A 19,512-nucleotide genomic window follows, 5' to 3' on the forward strand; every position below is an offset into this window, starting at 1 on the left:
TACATTGGCGACATGGATTCGGCAGCCGAGACTTCAGCTATTTGGCCCGTGCCCGCTGCGAAAGAGCGGGAGCGACGGGGTATTCGGCTCGAGATCGCGGTCGTGCTGGTTGTCACGTTCGGGCTGAGTGGGGCCAATGCGGCACTGTCGCTGCTGGAGAGTGCGCTCTCACCCGGCGGGGTGGGTGGGCAGACCGTCGCGCTGAATCCGTCGCGGGCGGCGCAGTCGGCCATCGATCTGCTGTTCCAGCTGTTGAGCGTCGCGCGACTGCTGGGATGGGCGGCGCTGGGGATCTATCTGTTGTGGCGCAGCGGGATCGGGCCACGGATGATCGGATTGGCCCGGCCGCGATGGCGCTCGGATGTGCTGCCCGGGCTCGCGCTGGCCGCGCTGATCGGTATTCCCGGACTCGGGTTGTACCTGGTCGCACACGCTTTGGGGGTGAGCGTCACCATTGTGCCCGGCTCACTGGATCACTGGTGGCGGCTGCCCATGCTGGTGCTGTCCGCATGGGCGAATTCGGCGGCCGAGGAGGTACTCGTGGTCGCCTGGCTGATCACCCGGCTACGCCAACTGGGCTGGACCGAGAATCGTGCACTGCTGGCGTCGGCGCTGCTGCGTGGCAGTTATCACCTTTATCAGGGGCTCGGTGGCGGGCTCGGAAACCTGGTGATGGGCCTGGTCTTCGGGCGCTACTGGCAGCGGACCAACCGGTTGTGGCCACTTTTGCTGGCGCACGCGCTCATCGACACCATCGCCTACCTCGGCTACTCCATACTGCGCGGACACGTGTCCTGGCTGCCGTAATGCGATTGGAATGAACCCCGGAGCGGGTCCGATCAGTAGAGTTCCGATGATGAACGGCGACGACCCCCAGCAGTTTGCACCGATGCGCCGGGAGCCACCGCCGAACCGTGCGGGTCAGCCCCCGGCTCCCCGACCGCGCCCGAATCCGAGCCCCCGGCAACCGGATCCGGAGGACCCGCACGGGCCCACCCACAAACTGCGTCGCGATCCGCCCGCACCCGCCCTGGCCTGGTCGGAAGCGCCGCCCACCATGCGGAATCCACACCAGGGTCCGCCGCCGCCACCGCGCAATCAGCCACCGCAGCGCAATCAGGTACCCCCGCAACGCAATCAGCTTCCCCCGCAGCGCGACCCGCGCGGACCGGGCGCACCGCAGCGGGATCGCTACCGCGACGGCGCACCGGCGACACACGCGCCGACACAGACTCCGGAGCCGTTCCGCGAGAGTCCCCCGCCACCGCCGCCCGCCCTGCCCACCAAACGCGGCCGCGGCGAGGATCGACCACCCAAGGGGCCCAAGCGCAAACGCAAACGGCACTGGTTCCGCTGGATGCTGTCGCTGCTGCTGATCCTGCTGCTGTTGCCGATCGCCGCCGCGGTCTACGTGGACCGGAATCTGACCCGGATCGACGCGCTGCCCGGCTACTCCGGCCGGATCGGCGACACGCCCGGGACGAATTGGCTTCTGGTCGGCTCCGACAGCCGGACCGGGCTCACCTCGGAGCAGGAGCAGGAGCTCGCCACCGGTGGTGAGGTCGGATCCGAGCGGACCGACACCATCATCCTGGTGCACCAGCCCAAATCCGGGCAGCCGACCCTGGTCAGCCTTCCCCGCGACTCCTACGTGAGCATTCCCGGACACGGAAAAGACAAGCTCAACGCTTCATTCGCCTTCGGTGGCGCACCGCTGCTGGCGCAGACGGTGGAGCTCGCGACCGGACTGCGGATCGACCATTACGCGCAGATCGGATTCGGCGGCTTCGCCGATATCGTCGATTCGGTCGGCGGCATCGATATGTGCCTGGACAAACCGATCGACGATCCACTCGCCGGAATCAATCTGCAGGCCGGTTGTCAGAAACTCAACGGTGCGGAGGCGCTCGGTTTCGTTCGCTCCCGCGCGACCGGACTCGCCGATCTGGATCGCATGCTCAACCAGCGCAAATTCCTGAGCGCGCTGCTGAAGAAGGCGACCAGCGTGAGCACGCTGATCAATCCCTTCCGGGCCTGGCCACTGCTGCAGGGCTTGACGAAAGCACTCAAGGTGGACGAAGGCACGCATGTGTGGAATCTGGCCTCACTCGGCAAGGCGCTGGCGGGCAATCCGATAGCGACAACCGTGCCGGTCGGTGGGTTCGAGGATGTGGACGGCAGTGGCAATGTGCTGCTGTGGGACAAGACACGCGCCAGTCAGTTCTTCGACGCACTGGCCGCGGACAAACCCATCCCAACAGACCTGATCACCACCGTCGGAAATTAAAGAAATTAGGCAATACTTGCCTCAATAAGGCTGTACTCAATAAGGCTGTACTTGGATGACACGCGTTCTGACCAGGGCTAATGTCTTGTCCCATGTCCAGCCGAACCCAAACCAAGAGCAGCAAGTTCCACGCCCTGCTGCAGGATCAGATCCGTAATGAATTCAATGCAGAGCGTCAGTACGTCGCCATCGCATTGTGGTTCGATCACGCCGATCTGCCGGTCCTGGCGAAGTACTTCTACAAGCAGGCCGTCGAGGAGCGCAATCACGCGCTCATGATCGCGCAGTATCTGCTCGATCAGGATTTCATCGTCGAGGTGGCCGACAGCTCCGCCGCCAAATCGCAATTCGAGAATGCCAAGGAGCCCATCGCCCTGGCCCTGGCGCAGGAGCAGACGGTCACCGAACAGATCGTCGCCCTCGCCAAGACCGCCCGCGAAGAGGGCGACTACCAGGGCGAGCAGTTCATGCAGTGGTTCCTGAAGGAGCAGGTCGAGGAGGTCGCGACCATGAAGACCCTGCTCACCGTCGCCGAGCGGGCCAGCGCGAATATGTTCGACCTGGAGAATTTCGTTTCGCGCGAAATGAGTTCTCCGAAGGATGCTTCCGGCTCCCCGCACACCGCGGGCGGCGCGCTGTAATTCGGCGCTCTCGGGTTTCAGCTGCGAAAGGCCCGGTCCTCCCCTGGGGGGCCGGGCCTTTCGCTGTTCGAGCTACCTCACCGCATCAGCGCAGCGTGACCTGACGCGAGCGCAGACCGTCGCGCGAACGCCGCTCCTCGGTGCTCAGCGGTTCCTCGTTCTTCAGCGCGGCCGCCAGACGGGCGCCGAATTCCTTTGCGGCGGGCTCCCATTCGGTGGCGTGCCGCTCCGGATCCAGATCGAACACCGGCACCAGCAGACCGTGCGTACGGAACGAACCCGCGAAACGCGAACCCTCACCCAAGTGCAGCTCACCCGCCGCGTGCAACCGCGCGAGCGCCAGCATGAGCGCGTCCTCATCCTCCGGGCGCACCCAGCGCAGATGCGCCTTCTCCCCGGCGTCCACCCACCAGGCCGCGCCGATGGCATCCGCGCCCAGGTTCAGGCGGGCCGAGGGCATGATCGCCTGATTCGCCTGCTCGATGGTGGCGGCCACCTGCGGGTCCGGGGTGACGCCCGCGGGCACCCACCAATTGAAATCCTGATGCACGGTCACATCCAGGCCGGCATTGTCCAGCACATCCGAAAGGCTCGGCGCGCCTTCGACACTGGCCGCGGCCAGCGAATCGCCCGGTTCGGCGGACTGGGTCCACAGAATGGCGGTGGCGAGATCGGCGGCCGGATTACCCGACTGGAACTGCACCTGGGTGCCGACGAAACCGACCGGCTCATCACCGGCCCGCACCAGCGCGGCCACCGCACCCGGCAGCACCGTCGCCAGGGTCACCGCGCGCTCGGCGGCCACACTCGGCGCCAGCTTCAGCGTCGCGGTGGCGGACGGCACGAACTCGCGGAGCGCGACCAGATCACACTCGGCGGCCAAACCCTCGAACGGGCGCGTAATCGTCTGCGCGGCCTGCTCCTGCTCGGCGCGGCGCGCGGCCAGCTTCTCGGCGCGGTTGCTGTCCGGCTTCGGACTGTTGCGCTTGCTCTTACCCATGGTTGGCAAAGTTACTGTATCCATTTGCCTCCGCTTCGCTCCGGCGGGTGGAGTGCCTTTTGCCTCCGCTTCGCTCCGGCGGGTGCAGTGCCTTTTGCCTCCGCTTCGCTCCGGCGGGTTCGTGGCCCTGTGAGCCCGTTTCTTCCCTCCCTCCGCTCCCCCGCTGCGCTCCTCCGCTCCACTCAGTCCAGAAACGGGCCGGGCCACGAACTTTGAACTCTTGCGGTCCGGCGTGCCAGCACCGCAGAGTTACGCCACCGGGAGCAGGGCCTTGGTACGGCCGGGGTGATTCGCCGCGACTCGACCCGCCACAGTCCAGAAACGGGCCGGGCCACGAACTTTGAACTCTTGCGGTCCGGCGTGCCAGCACCGCAGAGTTACGCCACCGGGAGCAGGGCCTTGGTACGGCCGGGGTGATTCGCCGCGACTCGACCCGCCACAGTCCAGAAACGGGCCGGGCCACGAACTTTGAACTCTTGCGGTCCGCCGTGCCAGCACCGCAGAGTTACGCCACCGGGAGCAGGGCCTTGGTACGGCCGGGGTGATTCGCCGCGACTCGACCCGCCACAGTCCAGAAACGGGCCGGGCCACGAACTTTGAGCCATGTAGTTGGAGGTGCTGGCGCAGAAGGGTTTACGTGACCGGGAGCAGGCCCTTGGTACGGCCCGGGAGGTTGGTCGCGATCCAGCTGACGCCCAGGTCCGAGCAGAGGCGGACATCCTCGGGATCGTCGACGGTCCAGACGTAGGTGGCGCGGCCCGCGGCGGCGGCCTTGTCGACCAGGTCCGGGTGTTCGCGCAGGGTGCGGACCGAGGGGCCGATGGCGGTGGCGCCCACGGTGGTGGCCGCGCCGCCGGAGAGGTAGAGGGAGGACTCGCCGAGCAGGACGGTCGGGAGCAGCGGCGCGGCGCGGCGGATGCGCCAGACCGCGGTGGCGGCGAAGGAGATCACCACGGCGCGGGAGTGGTCGGCCGAGGCCGGGGCGGCAATTCCGTAGCGCTGCAATTCGTTCAGCAGGGTGGTCTCGACGAGGGCGCCGAAGCGCACCGGATGTTTGGTCTCGATGAAGAGTTTGGTGGGGCGGCTCTTCCAATCCAGCACCAACTCGATGAGCTCGGCCAGGGTCAGCACCGGCGACGGCTCCGCCTCGGTGCCGAAGTTCAAGGCGCGCAACTCCTCGAGGGTCAGCTCCGATACCGCGCCGATGCCATTGGAGGTGCGCTCCACGGTGCGGTCGTGCACGCAGACCAGGTGTCCGTCCTTGGTCAGCCGGATATCGCATTCGACACCGTCCGCGCCCTCCTGCAGCGCGAGATCGTATGCGGCGAGGGTGTGTTCGGGTCGCGCCGCCGACGCCCCCCGGTGCGCCACCACGAATGGTGCGCGACTGGCCCGGCTCACTTCGCCAATACCTCCTCGTGCTCTGCTTCCGCCGGATTCGATGCGGTCGCTTCATCATTGCCGACGGGCTCCGCGGGCGCGCGCCCGGCGGAATCCGATTTCCGCTCGGCGGCGGGCCGCACCGGCGCGATCACCGGTACGGCGGGCGCGGTCGCGGGCAGCCAGCGCCGCGGGGTGAGCGGTTTACCGCGCAGATCGACTCCGGCGAAGGCACGTACCAGCCACAGCGTCAGCACCGCGACCCCGGCCGCCACCAGATCGGTCCACATGGTCACCAGGACACCATCCGCGCGCACCTGCAGCGTTCCGGCGAACCGGTACAGCAGCACCGCCACCACCAGCACACCATTGAGAATCCAAGCCGCCCACCAGATCCGGACCGCGCGCAGCAGCCGCGAATCGAGTTCGCCGGTCTTGACGGCCTCGGTGAGGAAGACACCCGGCCACACCAGATTCGCACCCGGAATCAGGCAGCCGAGGAAGAGTTCGACGCGCGGTCGCGGATCCACCCGGCGCACACCGGCATACGCGGTACGGCGGGCCTGTACCAGCCAGCCGACCAGGGCGACCGCGGTGAGCAGCGCCAGCAGCGCGGCCAGAATCGACGAGACCGTCACCGCCCCATCGGAGATCCACAGCAACCACGGCTGGATCAAACGGGTGCGGTTGCGCAGCAGAATGCCGTAGCGGCCGAGCTCGGCCAGGGCCGAGACGCCGAAGATGACGGCCGTGGCGATCAGCAGCCGGGGCAGGCGCGCGGTGAGCGCCTCGAGCCGGCCGACCGGGGTGGCGACGGTATCCGGGACGCGATCCCGCAACCCCCAGCGCGGAATCTGGTTGTAGCGCGGCGTCTCGAGCGACGACTGCGGCCGAACCGCCTGCGCGGGATGCGATTTGCGGCCGGGCGGGCGCGCCACCCAGCGGTAGTTACGCCGGGCCGGCGGTGCGTCCACCGGGGCGGGTGAGAGCAGTACGCCGTGGCAGCGCGGGCACCAGTGCAGCGGTTTGCCCTGCACGGCCCAGCGGGCCCCGCAGCGGGCGCACGGCTGTACGACCGTGGATCGCTGATCTGCCACGTTCCCCCCGTTCATCAGTAGACCTTCGCCTCGTCCGGATTGTCACCGGTGAGCGGTCGCCCGGCGCGCTGCCAGGCCACCATGCCGCCGTCGACCATGACGGCCTCGATACCGACCGACTCCAGGAATTGCACTGCGGTCACCGAGCGACCGCCCTGCCTGCAAATCACGTAGATCTCGGCGTCGTAGTTCAATTCGTCGAGGCGCGCGGGCACGTCGACCAAGGGGATGTGCAGGGCTCCGGGCGCGTGCCCGAGCCGCCACTCATCCTCCTCGCGCACGTCGAGCAGTAGGGCGGCCGCGCAGTCGGTGGCCGCCCGGGGCGCGGCGGTGTCGAACTCCGCAGGCACCTCCTCGATCGGGATCGAGGGGATATGGGGACTGGTCACGGCATCGATCCTGCCACGGGCGTGCGGGGGCCGTGGAGTTCTGTCCCGGCGAAGCGTCCCGCGGCTGGTATCGGAGTCGGAGTTATCCACAGAATCCACAACCTGATCCACAGGTTGAGAACTGTCCGGAATGTCTGGTCGATCGGTCTGAAACATCCGGTCGACCGCTCCGAAATGTCCCCTCCACGTCTCGGAGCGACCGACCCGATATCTGGTTGGACGGCGGCGGTTCCGAATCGGTTCCGTTCGCGTTCGAAAAAAAACGACAACACTACAGAAAATCCGAAATCCTCAGCCCACGCAGGCAAGATCGGTAGCCTGGCGCTATGACCATGAGCAGGGGGCTACTCGACGGACTGGATATCACCGGACTCAACACCGCACTCTCCGAGGCGACATGCCTGGGGATCGACGTCGACGCGGCGGCCGGAACGCTACGGCTGGAACTCGACGTACTCACACTGCCCGTCGGCGGACCACCGCCGGAAGACTGTGACATCTGCCTGACCCTGACCGGGGTCAGCCGCGTCGCCGCCTCCCTGCGCCGGCAGCGCTGGGACGATCTCGACCCGGTCGTACTCCCCCTCGAACTCGAGGGCCTGCACGATGCGGTCAGCAGCTTCGGCGGCGGCGCACTGCACGGCTGGGAATTCTTCGACCTCAGCGACAAAGCCTGGACGCAGTGGCGCAAACTGCTCAGCTTCGACACGGTCCTGGCCGACCGCCCCGCCGCGCACATGTTGGAGATCTCCCAGGAGGAGGGCATCGACCCGCGCGAACTCGATATTCGAGTGTGGTTCGACGGCGTCACCGTCGCCGACAAACAGGGCTGCAACATCGCGCTGAACGAGTTCGTCGCCGGTGGTGTGCGCTGGTGGCAGGCGCACGACGCGGCAGATCCGCGCACCATGAAGCCGAATATCGTCCCGCCGCTGTAACTTTCCGGCCAGCCCCCGAATCGAGCCGAAGGGCCGCACCGCAGACCGCGGGGCGGCCCTGTCCATGTGTGGGATGCCCGCGGCCGGGCAGTCCACAGGGTGGGACACCGCCCCCGCATCGGAATGAGGGGGCACACACCCCGGTTGCATCGAAGCGGGTGTACGAATGATGGTTGGGTGCCCCTGGGCACAATTGCCGAGGGCGCACAGCCCCGACACTGAGGAAGGGACATCGTGGCTGAATACACGCTGCCAGATCTGGACTACGACTACAGCGCTCTGGAGCCGTTCATCTCCGGGCAGATCAACGAGATCCACCACACCAAGCACCACGCCGCTTACGTCGCGGGCGCCAATGCCGCGATCGAGAAGCTGGAAGCCGCCCGCGAGGCCGGCGACCACGCCGCCATCTTCCTGAACGAGAAGAACCTGGCCTTCCACCTGGGCGGCCACGTCAACCACTCCATCTGGTGGAAGAGCCTGTCCAAGGACGGCGGCGACAAGCCGGTCGGCGACCTGGCCGCGGCCATTTCCGACCAGTTCGGGTCGTTCGACAAGTTCGTCGCGCAGTTTTCCGCGGCCGCCAACGGCCTGCAGGGCTCGGGCTGGGCGTGGCTGGGCTACGACACCCTGGGCAACAAGCTGCTCACCTTCCAGCTCACCGATCAGCAGGGCAATGTGCCGCTGGGCATCATCCCGCTGCTGGGCCTGGACATGTGGGAGCACGCCTTCTACCTGCAGTACAAGAACGTCAAGGCGGACTACGTCAAGGCGTTCTGGAACGTGGTCAACTGGGCCGAGGTGCAGGACCGCTTCACCCGCGCCACCGCGCAGGGCAAGGGCCTGATCTTCGGCTGACAAGCCGGGATGCCGTGGGGGCTGATCACCCCCACGCCCCCGAGCGGGCACCGGGGACGCAGCCCCCGCGCCCATTCGCACTTCGAGGCCCGCGAGCCGGTTGGTTCGCGGGCCTTCTGCATATCCGGAAACCGGTGTCGGACGGGGTGTCCGAGTGCTGGCACTCTTTGGTACTTGTGTGCCAGACATAACCAGGTACAAACTCGGGTACTACTAAAACGGGCATAGCCGCCCCGATTCATCACTTCGGGAGGCACACGATGAGCGAGCAGATCGGTGTGTTGCCGTTTCTCTCATCAGCGGAACAGGCGCGCGGTTCCCTGCGCGGGTTCGTGATCTCCGGGCGCTGGCCCGACTCCACCAAGGAATGGGCGCAAGTCCTGGTACTCGCCGTGCGAGTGGCCAGCCTGCCCGGAATCCTGCCGACCACCACCGTATTCGGGGCCCGCGAAGAGCTACCCGATGATCCGCAACCCGGAATGGTTGGCCTGGTCATCGCGGAGGGCACCGTACTCGGCGATGCCGCACTGCTGCCGGGGAAGTTTGCCGAACATGTGCCACCGGCCTTGATCATGCTCCATCCGCCGCGTGAGACGCGCCCTTCGCTGCCCGAATGCGCGGGCGCGGCCTCCGGCACCCTGCTACTGCCGGGACTACCGCATCTGGGGTTGGAGCATCGCGCCGCCTGGGTCGAAACCGATGTCGACGGGGCCGTGACCTCGATGGTCTCCCGGGTCGGGGTCGATCCGATCAGCGATCCCGATACCGCGGTTCTGGCTATGCTGCTGGCCGCGTAAGGGTTCCCGAAACTTCTCGGCAGCGCGCCCAAACTTATTGTGCGCATTGCGATTTCGGCCATGCGCGTTTGCGGATGTCGGGTTTGCCGGAGTAGTATCGCCGGGAGCGAAGGGGAGTAGCCCCCAATCATGTAGTCGACATACTGATCCCTCCCGGATCCGGCTGCGTGAACCGGAATCACCCGGTGGGCGAGACCTTCGGCCATGACAACCAAACCGATCACGGTGCGGATGTCGGCTGAAGCCCCCGCGAATTCAGTCGGCAGGCCGGAGAAACCTGGGAGCCGAAAAACATGATCACCACGATATTGCTGAGCTTCGGCGCGCTCTTCCTCGCCGAACTGGGCGATAAATCGCAGCTGATGGCCTTGACCTTCGCACTGCGCTACCGCTGGTGGATCGTGCTCTCCGCCATCACCGTCGCCAGCGTTCTGGTGAACCTCATCGCCGTCGGCGTCGGCCACTTCATCGGTGCGGCCCTGCCCACCGACCTCATCTCACTCTTCGCCGCCGCCACCCTGATCGCGGTCGGCCTGTGGACCTTGCGCGAGGTACTGCCCGGACCGGCGATCGTGGACGATACCGAAGCCGCGCCGCCGCAGACCAAATCCCGTTCGGCCTTCCTGGTCGTGCTCTCGGCCTTCCTGCTCGCCGAACTCGGCGACCGCACCATGTTCGCCACCATGGCCCTCGCCACCAAGAACGGGTGGATCGCGGTGTGGATCGGCTCGGTCGCGGGCATGGTCGCGGCGGGCGCGCTGGCCATTCTCATCGGTGTGACCGTGGGCAAACACATTCCCGAGCGCACCATCGCGGCCGCGTCGGGTCTGCTGTTCCTGTACTTCGGCGCGATCACCCTGCTCGGCACCCTCGCGCCCGGTGCGGGGACGATCGGCGCGATCGCCATCGGCGCGATACTGCCCGCCGTCGCCGGTGCGGTGCTACTCGTGTTGCGCCGCAGGGCATTCGAGCGGGCGCCGGAGCGATCGGCCGCGGCGGAACAGCCCGAGCTCAAACTTCCCTGAGCGCCTCGGTATCGGAGGTCTCGCCGAAGAGCGCACCACTGCGGCGCACCAGGGCGACCAGGGGATCGCGGAGCGCGCGCAGACCGTCGATATCGCCCACGGCAATGCGATTGGTGACCATCGCGGACAACGCGGCCACCAGGGTCTGGCAGGCGAAGAGTTGATCGTCGGTATCGGCGCGAAGAATATCGGCGACCATGGCGACGAAGGTTTCCTGCAGATGGGTGCGGCGGATGATGGCCTCCGGGCTGACCGCGTACACCTCGACGAGAAACAGTCTGGCGTAGGCGGGTTCGGCGGCCAGGGCATCGAGGTACGCGCCCAGGACGCGTTCGATGCGTTCGGACTGGGTCTCACCGTCGAACTCCGCACCCGTGACCGCGAAGATACCGGTGAGCATCAACTCCACCGCGCGTTCGTAGGCGGCCTCGAAACAGTCTTCCTTGGAACGGAATTGCTCATAGAAGGTTTCGCGTGAAACACCGGCGCGTTTGATGACCGCGGCGACCGGCGTTCCGACATAACCGTTTTCGGCCATCGCCTCGGCCATGGCCAGCAGGATGCGATCGCGCTGTGCGGCGACCACCGTCTCACGCGGCAGACCGTGACGGCCGCGGGGCAGCTGGCGGGCGGTGACTGCCGAATCGGCCATCAGGCGAGCTTCCTCATTCTGGGCGGGCGGGCAGGCTGCTCGGTGGTGAAAGCCACCGGCTCGGTCGTCGCCACGGCCAATCCCGGTGCGACACCGTGCCGCAGAGCGTAGTCGACAACCCGCTGCCCCACCCCTCGGAAGCTCAGCACCACACCCACCCAGTACGGGGAGAAGACCCGGCGCGAGCGCCGGGCCAGCGCACGTTCCATGGCATCGATGGCCGGGCCCAACGGTGCGATGCCGGAGACGGTGCTGCGGCCCAGAATGCTGCGCGCGGCATCGGTTCCGAAACCGCGACTGGTCATTTCGGTATCGAGTTCGGCGAAGTAGGCCATGCCGACCTTCGCGCCGGTATGGCGTAGCTCGATGCGCAGAGTGTCGCCGAGTGCCTCCAGCGCCGCCTTCGACGCGCTGTACGCACCGGCCAGGGGTAGATGGATGGCGGCGGCCAGGGAGGACACCATCAGCACGTATCCGCCCGGATGCGCGATATGCGGGCCCGCCGCGCGGATCGTGTAGTACGCACCCAGCACATTGACGGTGAGCGTCTCCTCCAGCACCGTCGGATCGCCGTCCAGCAGCGGAAGCTGGCGTGCGATACCGGCATTCACCACCACCGCGTCCAAACCGCCCAACTCCATGGTGAGTGAATTGACCACCCGCTGCACCTGCGCCGGATCACCCACATCGCAGTACCGCCACGGGGCCTCCCCGCAGTCGGCGGCCACCTCGGCCAGCAGTCCCTCTTCGATACCGAGCAGCGCCACCCGGGCGCCCCGGGCATGCAACTGCCGGGCGAGAGCCGCCCCGATACCGCGCGCGGCACCGGTGACCAGAATGCGTTGCCCGCTCACTTGCCGGGCGGAGTGGAAAAGACCACGGCGCGAACGTCGGGCCGCGTGGGCGTTCATGACAGCGACCCTAGCACTCAACGAACACCCCTGTTCGCAAACCACTGGGTCCATACCTAAACGGCAGGTCCATAGAGCGGACCGGCCAGATGGTTCGCGGCCGTCCCGGTTCTGGACTGAGTGGAGGCGGGGGAGCGAAGCGGAGGAGCCGGAGGGAGGGAAGAACCGGGACTTCAGGGCCGCGAACCCGCCCGGAGCGAAGCGGAGGGCAGATATATACAGTGCTTGTTGACGGAGGGCCAGTGAGAGGGCGCTCCCACGTTCGAAGGGACTTACCGTGGAGATTTCCGGTTCCGCCGCCATTGTCACCGGAGGCGCCTCCGGCCTCGGTGCGGCCACCGCCAAGCGCCTCGCCGATGCCGGCGCCACCGTGTTCGGCCTGGATCTGGCCCAGTCGATCGAGCGCGCGGGCGACAGCGTCCCGGCCGGCGTCACCCTGATCCCGACCGACGTCACCAGCGGTGACGAGGTGGCCGCCGCGGTCGCCAAGGTCGTGGAATCCGGTGTGCCGCTGCGCATCGTCGTCAACTGCGCCGGTGTGGGCTGGGCGGGACGCATCCTGTCCAAGAACGGCCCGCACGATCTGGAGCTGTTCCGCACCGTCATCACCGTGAACCTGCTCGGCTCGTTCAATGTGATGCGCCTGGCCGCAGACGCCATCGCCAAGACCGAACCGGTCGACGAGTACGGCCAGCGCGGCGTCATCATCAACACCGCCTCGGTGGCGGCGTTCGAGGGCCAGATCGGGCAGATCGCCTACTCCGCCTCCAAGGGCGGCGTCGCCGGTATGACCATTCCGGCCGCGCGTGACCTGGCGCAGTTCGGCATTCGCGTCAACACCATCGCCCCCGGCATCATCGACACCCCGATGCTCGCCGGTGTCACCGAGGAATACCGCAAGGGCCTCGAGGCGGGCGTCCCGTTCCCGTCCCGCCTGGGTCGCCCGGACGAGTACGCGCAGCTGGCGCAGTACATCACCGAGCACGACTACCTAAACGGCGAGACCATCCGCATGGACGGCGCCCTGCGCATGGCTCCGCGCTAGCCGCGGAAACGACACAAGGCCCGCACCGGATTCCGGTGCGGGCCTTGCTATTTGCTGTAAGTCGCGACAACTGATTTCGCGAGGATCGGGGTAACTCCCGGGGTACCCCCAAAATCGGGTGCGCGCCTAACCGCTTCTACGCGTACGCAACTGGCTACGGCACCCAGCCGTGCGCCAAAGTTCCGGGGAGGCGGCTACTGCGGGCGGACGGCCGCTGCTTGCGGACCCTTCTTGCCCTCGGTGATTTCGAAGCTCACGGCCTGGCCCTCTTCGAGCTGGCGGTAGCCGTTGCCTTCGATTTCAGAGTAGTGAACGAACACATCGGGGCCGTCCTCGCGGGCGATGAAGCCGTAGCCCTTCTCCGCGTTGAACCACTTGACGGTGCCCTGAACCATAACTTTCTCCTGCTGGATGTTGCATCGGCCGCCGCGGTCACGGCGACCGGGTCGAATCAGAAGGCGGCTTGCAACTTGGCTGGCAAGAGAAGCGCCCGCACGATGTTCAGCGCGAGCATGTAAGACACGAACACGAAAAACTTACGACCAAGACGTACAACGTACGCGCCGGGAGGGAGTTCCCGAAGTCGTCGGATCATTGCCAGCATCACATTCAACGCATTTCAGATATGACCGAATGCCGCTACAGGGACAATCGTGCCCCCTGTGGCATCCACAGGGGGCACGAAAGGTCAGCAGGTCAGAGTGATTTGGTGAGGCGATCCGCGAGCACCCGGGCGAACCGGGCCGGATCCTTGAGTTCGCCGCCCTCGGCGAGAACCGCTGTGCCGTAGAGCAGTTCGGCGGTCTCGGTGAGATCGGCGGGCTTGTCCGCGTCGCCCTCGACCTTCGCGAACGCGTCCCGCATACCGATCACCAACGGGTGCGTCGGGTTCAGTTCGAGAATGCGCTTGCTGTCCGGGAGCAGCTGACCCGAGGCGCGGTACATGCGCTCCAGCAGCGGTGTGAAATCGAACACATCACCCACGATGCAGGCGGGCGAGGTGGTCAGACGGGAGGTCAGGCGGACCTCCTTCACATTCTCGTCCAGGGTGCTCTGCAACCAGGTGAGCAGACCGGCGAAGTCCTTGTCCTGCTGTTCGCGCAGGGCCTCGGACTCCTTCTTCTCATCCTCGGACTCCAGATCCACCTCACCCTTGGCGATGGATTGCAGTGGCTGCCCGGCGAATTCGGGGACCGAACCGACCCACATCTCATCGACCGGATCGGTCAGGATCAGCACCTCGAGACCCTTGGCCTTGAACGCCTCGATATGCGGGGAGTTCTCGATCTGTTCACGGGACTCGCCCGTCATGTAGTAGATCGCCTGCTGGGTCTCCGGCATGCGCTCCACATACTGGGCGAGGGTGGTGAGCTCTTCGTTCGAGTGCGTGGACGCGAAAGACGAGACACCCAGGATGGTTTCGCGGTTATCCGAATCGGAGAGCATGCCCTCCTTGAGAACTCGGCCGAACTCGCGCCAGAAAGTCTGGTACTTGGTCTGATCCTCGGCCTTCTGCAGATCCTTGACCGTGGACAGCACCTTCTTGACCAGGCGCTTCTGAATCATCCGGATCTGCCGGTCCTGCTGCAGGATCTCGCGCGAGACATTGAGCGACAGGTCCTGCGCGTCCACCACGCCCTTGACGAAGCGCAGATACTCCGGCATCAGCTCTTCGCAGTTGTCCATGATGAACACTCGGCGCACATACAGCTGTACGCCGCGCTTGTGCTCACGGGTGAACAGGTCGAACGGCGCGGTCGAGGGCAGGAACAGCAGCGCCTGATACTCGAAGGTGCCCTCCGCCTTCATCGGAATGATCTCCAGCGGATCGTCCCAGGCGTGCGAGACGTGCTTGTAGAACTCCTTGTACTCCTCGTCGGAGACCTCGCCGCGCGGGCGGGTCCACAGCGCCTTCTGGGAGTTCAGGGTCTGGGTTTCGGTGAGGGTCTTCTCGGTCTTGTCCTCGCCCTCACCCTCGGTGACGGTGCGCTCGACATCCATCCGGATGGGCCAGGCGATGAAATCCGAGTACTTCTTCACGATTTCGCGGAGCTTCCACTCCATCGTGTAGTCGAAGAGGTGGTCCTCGTCATCCGCGGGCTTCAGATGCAGCGATACCGCGGTGCCCTGCGGGGCGTCGTCCAGCTCCTCGATGGTGTACGTAGAGCTGCCCGCGGCGGATTCCCAACGGGTGCTGGTGCTTTCGCCCGCCTTGCGGGTGGTCAGGGTGACCTTGTCCGCGACCATGAAGGTCGAGTAGAAGCCGATACCGAACTGGCCGATCAGCTCCTCTGTGTTGATCGGCGCAGCGGCGGCTCCGCTTTTCGTCTCCAGCAACTGTTTGCGCAGGGTGGCGGTACCGGACTTGGCGAGCGTGCCGATCAGATCCACGACCTCGGCCCGGGACATCCCGATGCCATTGTCGGTGACGGTGAGCACGCGTTGATCGCGGTCCACCGCCAGCTCGATATGCAGGTCCGAGGTGTCGGCCTGCAAATCCTTGTCGCGGAACGACTCCAGGCGCAGCTTGTCCAGCGCGTCCGAGGCATTCGAGATCAGCTCCCGCAGGAACGTGTCTTTGTTCGAATAGACCGAATGGATCATCAGCTCGAGCAGCTGATGGGTTTCGGCCTGAAACTCCAGGTGTTCGACGTGATCGGTCACGAAGCGATATTACGTCCCGCGAATTCGGCGATGCCCGGAACCTCGGTATCGGCGCGATCGGTCATCCAGTCGCGCAGCACCTTCGTCGCCTGCACGTCGTCCTCGTTGTACTCCAGGATGCGAGTGCGCTGCGACATATCGGGCTCGCCACCCTCATAGGCGACGGCCAGGCGATACCAGCTCATGGACGCCTCACCACCGGCTTCGGGATCCCGCCAGGAGAAACCGGCCACCGGGGCGATCTTCTTGAGGCCCTTGCCATTCGGGCAGATGAACTGCTCCGAGACGGCCTGGAACATATCCACCCACTGCGGGCTGTCCACGAAACGCTGGATGTCCCGCTCGGTGGGGATGCCGGGCATACCCGCGAAACGGCGCGCCGACTCGTACAGCCACTTGTCCTCGGCGGTGCGCGAATAGCAGTAGGCGGCAAAGGTTTTGCCCTCGTCCGCGGCATCCGCGCGGACTCGCATGAGCCAGGCCCAGAATTCGGCGAAGGAGCGGCCCTCGTCCTCGGTCGGCAGTGGATCCCAGGTGACGAAGGGGCGGTAGACGCCGTCCAGCAGGGTGCCCCACAGGTACGCGCCGTGCTCCTGATAGCTCTCCAGGTCCACATCCACCTCGACATCGGCGCGGGTCACCCGCACCTGCTCGACACGGCGGACCAGGGGGGCACCGGTGGCCCAAGCGCGCGCTGTCACAACGGTTTCGGTGAACAGCTCGAAATGCCAGTCGTCCGGTTCGTCACCGGTCCAGGCGGCCAGATCGTCGATGGTGTCCACACCGTGGCGGCGCAGTACCTCGGCGCGGGCGCCGGGGGCCACCAGGCTCACATCGCGATGCTCGGACAGCCACTTCTCACAACTGAGGCCGCCCTCCTCGGGGGCGCGCGACCACCACGGGCACTGACGGCATTCGGGAACCTTCGACGGGACCGTGGGCAGCTCACCGCGGACCACCGCGATGCGGTCGGCGTAGCGCCGGTCGTAATCGTCCAGGATCGGGCCCAGATCGTGAATCAGGATGCGGTCGAAGGCATATCCGATCGCACCACCCACGAGCGCGGGGCTGGCGTAACCGTGCCGCTGCAGCATGCGGTACAGGTGCGCGAGGCGCTGCTGATCGCGCGGCTGCGGCCGGGTGCGGACGTAGCGGTCCGGCTTCGGGGTCCAGGCGTACAGGCCGCTGGTCATCGGATGGAAGTCCGCCGGATCCGGTTGACGCGGATCGGTCACCTTGTGATTGACCACCACGATCGGGATGTATCCGCCGCGATCGGCGTCGCGCCATAGGATTTCGCAGCCGCCGCGGCGGCCGGTATCGGATTCCTGCGGCAGCAGGCCGCCCCAGATACGGTCCGCGGCCGCCTCCATGGCGGCCATGGTCGCCTCGGCGCGGCGGCCCGCCGACTGGTCGGGGTCGATCACGGTCCACCGGGCCGGATCACCTCCTACCAGGGTGTCCCGCACATTGATTCGATGCGCGGCGGCTGCCTCGCGTCGCTGCTGCACACCGGCGTCCTCGGCGACTCCGGTCAGCACCTGGGGGTGCGTGGAGTCCAAAAGCAGCCGGTGTCGGCAGCCGATCAAAGCCCGCGCGTCTAGGAACGCGGCCCGCTCGCCATGGTCACCGATGCCCGAATACACGCCTAGCAGTATGGCGCTATCCCCCGACACGCTGTTCCGCCTCCCCGGGACTTCTGCCGGTCGCCCGGCACGGGGAGACCGCCGTTCCGGACCGGCGGTGACGAAGTTGGCCAGGTCCGAGGTGGTTGGGGAGTTACCCCCACCTCACGAAATCAGTTGGGCGCGTCGCCCGAGGAAACCTGCGCCCCCAAAGCCCCGAGGCGGCGGAAGGCTCCGCCGCCCCGGGACTTCTGCCGGTCGCCCGGCACGGGGAGACCGCCGTTCCGGACCGGCGATGACGAAGTTGGCCAGGTCCGAGGTGGTTGGGGAGTTACCCCCACCTCACGAAATCAGTTGGGCGCGTCGCCCGAGGAAACCTGCGCCCCCAAAGCCCCGAGGCGGCGGAAGGCTCCGCCGCGCGGGCGGTCGGGCTTCGCCCGGACCGCGAAGCGGACACCCCAGACCCGGCGAAGCCGACGGCCATTGGAACCGTGACACAGCCAGCTCCTTCGGACCATGGCGCGCTCCCTCAATCGCCGCAGCCGTGCATCGCCGCACACCCCACCCGCACCGTGACTCAGCCGCGCGTCGTCGCACGGCGGAGCCTTCGCATCGTGGCGCGGCCCACACCGCGAGGACCGTGCCGAATTGCCCGGGGCTCGATGCCGATCCTCCGGGGCGGGGAAGGTTGTGCGCGAGGAGCGCTGTCCGGATCGCGAATTTCGGGGGAAGTGGCACGGCGGGTGCGAGGTTGGATCGGCAACCGATATGGTGAGCGCAAACTGTGTTTCATGGGGCGGACAGGCAATTCCCCCGGCCCTGTGCTGCCATGGCGAACCAGCATGACGGAGGCCATCTATGGGGTTGTTCACCAAACGCAAGAAGAAGGTCAGTCGGCGGGCCGAGGCCAAGGCGTTGAAGCATAAGGCCGCTATGGAGGCCAAGCTGGGCGCCAAGAATGAGCGTAAGAAGCATCGCGGTGAGGCGCGTACCCAGAAGAAGGTGGCGCAGGCCGAGATCTCCAAGTTGCAGGCCGAGGAGAAGGCCGCGCTGAAGTTGGCAGCCAAGGCGGAGCGGGACCCGTTCAGTGTGGCGTCGGTGCGCAAATACCTGGGTGTGGCGCGGATTCTGGTGCCGGTGCTCGCGCCGCTCGCCTACCGGGGCGCGACCATGGTGCGGGCGCAGCTGGATACCCGACGGGCCCAGCAGTTGGGTGTCGGGGTGAACCAGCTCGGTGAATTCGCCGGGCCGGGTGCGAAATTGCAGGCGCGGCTGGCGAATGTGGAGACCACCCTCGCCGATCTGGAGCGCCGGGATCCCAAGGACGGCGACACCGCCAAGTTCGCCGCCGCGACCCGCGACCGGCTCGAATCGCTGTCGACCGCCATTCGCACCGCCTCGCAGATGCCGGTGCAGCGTCGGCGCGCCGTGCACGCCTCCATCTCCAATGAGCTCTCCGGTATCGAAGCCGATGTGCTCGCACGCCTCGGCGTGAACTGAGCGACATCTCATGCCGAGCTCGAAATGACGAGGCCGCCCCGTCATCCCGGCGCGCCTTCGGCCGGGATCCATCGAAACTCGCTGGAGTACAGCGGGTGTGGATCCCGGCCGGAAGCATGCCGGGATGACGCGGGCGGCCGCACGCGGATGTGCACGGTCGTGCAATGAATGCTGGTTGCAACGCCCGACGAGCGGATTCGAAACCGTTGCGCGGCACGCTCGCAGCCGTCGCCATGGCCGCGCTCGCGGTCGCCGCACACGGGATCGCGAGTGGCGCATATCCGGACTCCGCGGGGCTGACCCTGCTGCTGGTCGCGACGGCGGCGATCGGAGCGATCGCCGCGGTGTCGCACTCCCGTTTCGCCCTGCCCGCCCTCATGGCGCTGGGCCAGCCCGTATGCCATGTGGCGTTGAGCGGGCTGGCGCACGCCGGGCATGCGTCGGGGGCAAGGGATTTCGTGGGCGACGGGCTGATGGCGGCGGCACACGCCGTGGCGGCCATCTTGTTCGCGGTACTGATTCTGGTAGCCGAACGGCTGTATCGGCTGGTGTCGCAGGCGGTTCGGGCGGCGCTCACCCGGCCCGCGGCACTGCTGGTTCCACGTGGAACCAGCCGCTGGGCGACCGGCATGGTCGGCGCGCCGGGTCGAATGGCAGCGGGCGGCAATGGGTCTCGGGCACCACCGGTTGCGGCCTGAATCGC

Annotated in this window: 19 protein-coding genes; 10 read left to right on the forward strand and 9 right to left on the reverse strand. The window is 66.7% G+C overall.

Features of this window, described 5'->3' with window-relative positions; genetic code table 11:
* Positions 1-12 precede the first annotated feature (12 nt).
* From OHB26_RS10975 to OHB26_RS10985, 3 genes are all read left to right on the forward strand, one after another.
* Complete coding sequence (locus OHB26_RS10975) at positions 13-807, forward strand: CPBP family intramembrane glutamic endopeptidase (RefSeq protein ID WP_330184079.1); 795 nt, start codon at positions 13-15, stop codon at positions 805-807.
* 250 nt (positions 808-1,057) lie between these two features.
* Positions 1,058-2,287: an LCP family protein gene (locus OHB26_RS10980; protein ID WP_442943004.1), complete on the forward strand. Its 1,230-nt coding sequence runs from the start codon at positions 1,058-1,060 to the stop codon at positions 2,285-2,287.
* A 92-nt stretch (positions 2,288-2,379) separates the two neighbouring features.
* Positions 2,380-2,928: a ferritin gene (locus OHB26_RS10985; protein WP_330184081.1), complete on the forward strand. Its 549-nt coding sequence runs from the start codon at positions 2,380-2,382 to the stop codon at positions 2,926-2,928.
* A gap of 85 nt (positions 2,929-3,013) precedes the next feature.
* Here the strand turns inward: OHB26_RS10985 and OHB26_RS10990 are convergent, their stop codons facing one another.
* From OHB26_RS10990 to OHB26_RS11005, 4 genes are all read right to left on the reverse strand, one after another.
* On the reverse strand, positions 3,014-3,928 hold the full coding sequence (locus tag OHB26_RS10990; protein ID WP_330184082.1) for a DUF5926 family protein: 915 nt from the start codon (positions 3,926-3,928) through the stop codon (positions 3,014-3,016).
* Between the two features lie 633 nt (positions 3,929-4,561).
* A complete protein-coding gene (locus OHB26_RS10995; RefSeq protein WP_330184083.1) occupies positions 4,562-5,329 on the reverse strand; it encodes a glycerophosphodiester phosphodiesterase in 768 nt (255 codons plus the stop codon).
* A complete protein-coding gene (locus OHB26_RS11000; RefSeq protein ID WP_330184084.1) occupies positions 5,326-6,420 on the reverse strand; it encodes a DUF4328 domain-containing protein in 1,095 nt (364 codons plus the stop codon). The genes OHB26_RS10995 and OHB26_RS11000 overlap by 4 nt, the downstream gene beginning before the upstream one ends.
* A complete protein-coding gene (locus tag OHB26_RS11005) occupies positions 6,420-6,794 on the reverse strand; it encodes a rhodanese-like domain-containing protein (protein WP_442942907.1) in 375 nt (124 codons plus the stop codon). Before OHB26_RS11005 ends, OHB26_RS11000 begins: the two co-directional genes overlap by 1 nt.
* A gap of 326 nt (positions 6,795-7,120) precedes the next feature.
* Between OHB26_RS11005 and OHB26_RS11010 the strand changes: the two genes are divergently transcribed.
* The 4 genes from OHB26_RS11010 to OHB26_RS11025 all read left to right on the forward strand — a co-directional run bounded on the left by OHB26_RS11010 (position 7,121) and on the right by OHB26_RS11025 (position 10,412).
* Positions 7,121-7,732, forward strand: coding sequence for a hypothetical protein (locus tag OHB26_RS11010; RefSeq protein ID WP_330184085.1), 612 nt, complete (start codon positions 7,121-7,123; stop codon positions 7,730-7,732).
* A 234-nt stretch (positions 7,733-7,966) separates the two neighbouring features.
* The gene (locus tag OHB26_RS11015) at positions 7,967-8,590 is read left to right on the forward strand and encodes a superoxide dismutase (protein ID WP_330184086.1); all 624 of its coding nucleotides are present in this window, start codon (positions 7,967-7,969) and stop codon (positions 8,588-8,590) included.
* Positions 8,591-8,850: 260 nt separating this feature from the next.
* A complete protein-coding gene (locus tag OHB26_RS11020; RefSeq protein ID WP_330184087.1) occupies positions 8,851-9,387 on the forward strand; it encodes a peptidase in 537 nt (178 codons plus the stop codon).
* A gap of 293 nt (positions 9,388-9,680) precedes the next feature.
* A complete protein-coding gene (locus OHB26_RS11025; RefSeq protein WP_330184088.1) occupies positions 9,681-10,412 on the forward strand; it encodes a TMEM165/GDT1 family protein in 732 nt (243 codons plus the stop codon).
* Here the strand turns inward: OHB26_RS11025 and OHB26_RS11030 are convergent.
* Together OHB26_RS11030 and OHB26_RS11035 are read right to left on the reverse strand one after the other, a co-directional pair.
* The gene (locus OHB26_RS11030) at positions 10,399-11,064 is read right to left on the reverse strand and encodes a TetR/AcrR family transcriptional regulator (RefSeq protein WP_330184089.1); all 666 of its coding nucleotides are present in this window, start codon (positions 11,062-11,064) and stop codon (positions 10,399-10,401) included. The two genes, OHB26_RS11025 and OHB26_RS11030, sit on opposite strands and share 14 nt — an antisense overlap.
* On the reverse strand, positions 11,064-11,975 hold the full coding sequence (locus OHB26_RS11035; protein WP_330184090.1) for an SDR family NAD(P)-dependent oxidoreductase: 912 nt from the start codon (positions 11,973-11,975) through the stop codon (positions 11,064-11,066). Before OHB26_RS11035 ends, OHB26_RS11030 begins: the two co-directional genes overlap by 1 nt.
* 277 nt (positions 11,976-12,252) lie before the next feature.
* Here OHB26_RS11035 and OHB26_RS11040 point away from each other — a divergent pair, with 277 nt between their 5' ends.
* The gene (locus tag OHB26_RS11040; protein ID WP_067571517.1) at positions 12,253-13,020 is read left to right on the forward strand and encodes an SDR family NAD(P)-dependent oxidoreductase; all 768 of its coding nucleotides are present in this window, start codon (positions 12,253-12,255) and stop codon (positions 13,018-13,020) included.
* 194 nt (positions 13,021-13,214) lie between these two features.
* On the opposite strand, the gene OHB26_RS11045 is transcribed toward OHB26_RS11040, so the two are convergent.
* The 3 genes from OHB26_RS11045 to OHB26_RS11055 form a co-directional block, all read right to left on the reverse strand.
* The gene (locus OHB26_RS11045; protein WP_153803188.1) at positions 13,215-13,415 is read right to left on the reverse strand and encodes a cold-shock protein; all 201 of its coding nucleotides are present in this window, start codon (positions 13,413-13,415) and stop codon (positions 13,215-13,217) included.
* A gap of 301 nt (positions 13,416-13,716) precedes the next feature.
* Entirely contained in the window at positions 13,717-15,684 is a 1,968-nt protein-coding gene (htpG, locus tag OHB26_RS11050; protein ID WP_330184091.1) for a molecular chaperone HtpG, read from the reverse strand.
* Positions 15,681-17,330: a TM0106 family RecB-like putative nuclease gene (locus OHB26_RS11055; RefSeq protein WP_330184092.1), complete on the reverse strand. Its 1,650-nt coding sequence runs from the start codon at positions 17,328-17,330 to the stop codon at positions 15,681-15,683. Before OHB26_RS11055 ends, htpG begins: the two co-directional genes overlap by 4 nt.
* Positions 17,331-18,167: 837 nt before the next feature.
* Between OHB26_RS11055 and OHB26_RS11060 the strand changes: the two genes are divergently transcribed.
* Positions 18,168-18,809 carry a DUF6474 family protein gene (locus OHB26_RS11060; RefSeq protein WP_330184093.1) on the forward strand — a complete coding sequence of 214 codons (642 nt, stop codon included), beginning with the start codon at positions 18,168-18,170 and terminating at the stop codon, positions 18,807-18,809.
* 164 nt (positions 18,810-18,973) lie between these two features.
* Positions 18,974-19,507, forward strand: a complete 534-nt coding sequence (locus tag OHB26_RS11065; RefSeq protein ID WP_330184094.1) for a hypothetical protein — start codon at positions 18,974-18,976, stop codon at positions 19,505-19,507.
* The last annotated feature ends 5 nt before the right edge of the window (positions 19,508-19,512 follow it).

The sequence above is a fragment of the Nocardia sp. NBC_01503 genome (assembly GCF_036327755.1).
Classification (GTDB): Bacteria; Actinomycetota; Actinomycetes; order Mycobacteriales; family Mycobacteriaceae; genus Nocardia.

What these genes read in the sequence shown, in the direction of transcription:
- OHB26_RS10975 (WP_330184079.1), top strand. Translation starts at nt 13, where the DNA reads ATGGATTCGGCAGCCGAGACTTCAGCTATTTGGCCCGTGCCCGCTGCG.
- OHB26_RS10980 (WP_442943004.1), top strand. Translation starts at nt 1,058, where the DNA reads ATGCGGAATCCACACCAGGGTCCGCCGCCGCCACCGCGCAATCAGCCA.
- OHB26_RS10985 (WP_330184081.1), top strand. Translation starts at nt 2,380, where the DNA reads ATGTCCAGCCGAACCCAAACCAAGAGCAGCAAGTTCCACGCCCTGCTG.
- OHB26_RS10990 (WP_330184082.1), bottom strand. Translation starts at nt 3,928, where the DNA reads ATGGGTAAGAGCAAGCGCAACAGTCCGAAGCCGGACAGCAACCGCGCC.
- OHB26_RS11000 (WP_330184084.1), bottom strand. Translation starts at nt 6,420, where the DNA reads ATGAACGGGGGGAACGTGGCAGATCAGCGATCCACGGTCGTACAGCCG.
- OHB26_RS11010 (WP_330184085.1), top strand. Translation starts at nt 7,121, where the DNA reads ATGACCATGAGCAGGGGGCTACTCGACGGACTGGATATCACCGGACTC.
- OHB26_RS11020 (WP_330184087.1), top strand. Translation starts at nt 8,851, where the DNA reads ATGAGCGAGCAGATCGGTGTGTTGCCGTTTCTCTCATCAGCGGAACAG.
- OHB26_RS11025 (WP_330184088.1), top strand. Translation starts at nt 9,681, where the DNA reads ATGATCACCACGATATTGCTGAGCTTCGGCGCGCTCTTCCTCGCCGAA.
- OHB26_RS11030 (WP_330184089.1), bottom strand. Translation starts at nt 11,064, where the DNA reads ATGGCCGATTCGGCAGTCACCGCCCGCCAGCTGCCCCGCGGCCGTCAC.
- OHB26_RS11035 (WP_330184090.1), bottom strand. Translation starts at nt 11,975, where the DNA reads ATGAACGCCCACGCGGCCCGACGTTCGCGCCGTGGTCTTTTCCACTCC.
- OHB26_RS11045 (WP_153803188.1), bottom strand. Translation starts at nt 13,415, where the DNA reads ATGGTTCAGGGCACCGTCAAGTGGTTCAACGCGGAGAAGGGCTACGGC.
- OHB26_RS11060 (WP_330184093.1), top strand. Translation starts at nt 18,168, where the DNA reads ATGGGGTTGTTCACCAAACGCAAGAAGAAGGTCAGTCGGCGGGCCGAG.
- OHB26_RS11065 (WP_330184094.1), top strand. Translation starts at nt 18,974, where the DNA reads ATGAATGCTGGTTGCAACGCCCGACGAGCGGATTCGAAACCGTTGCGC.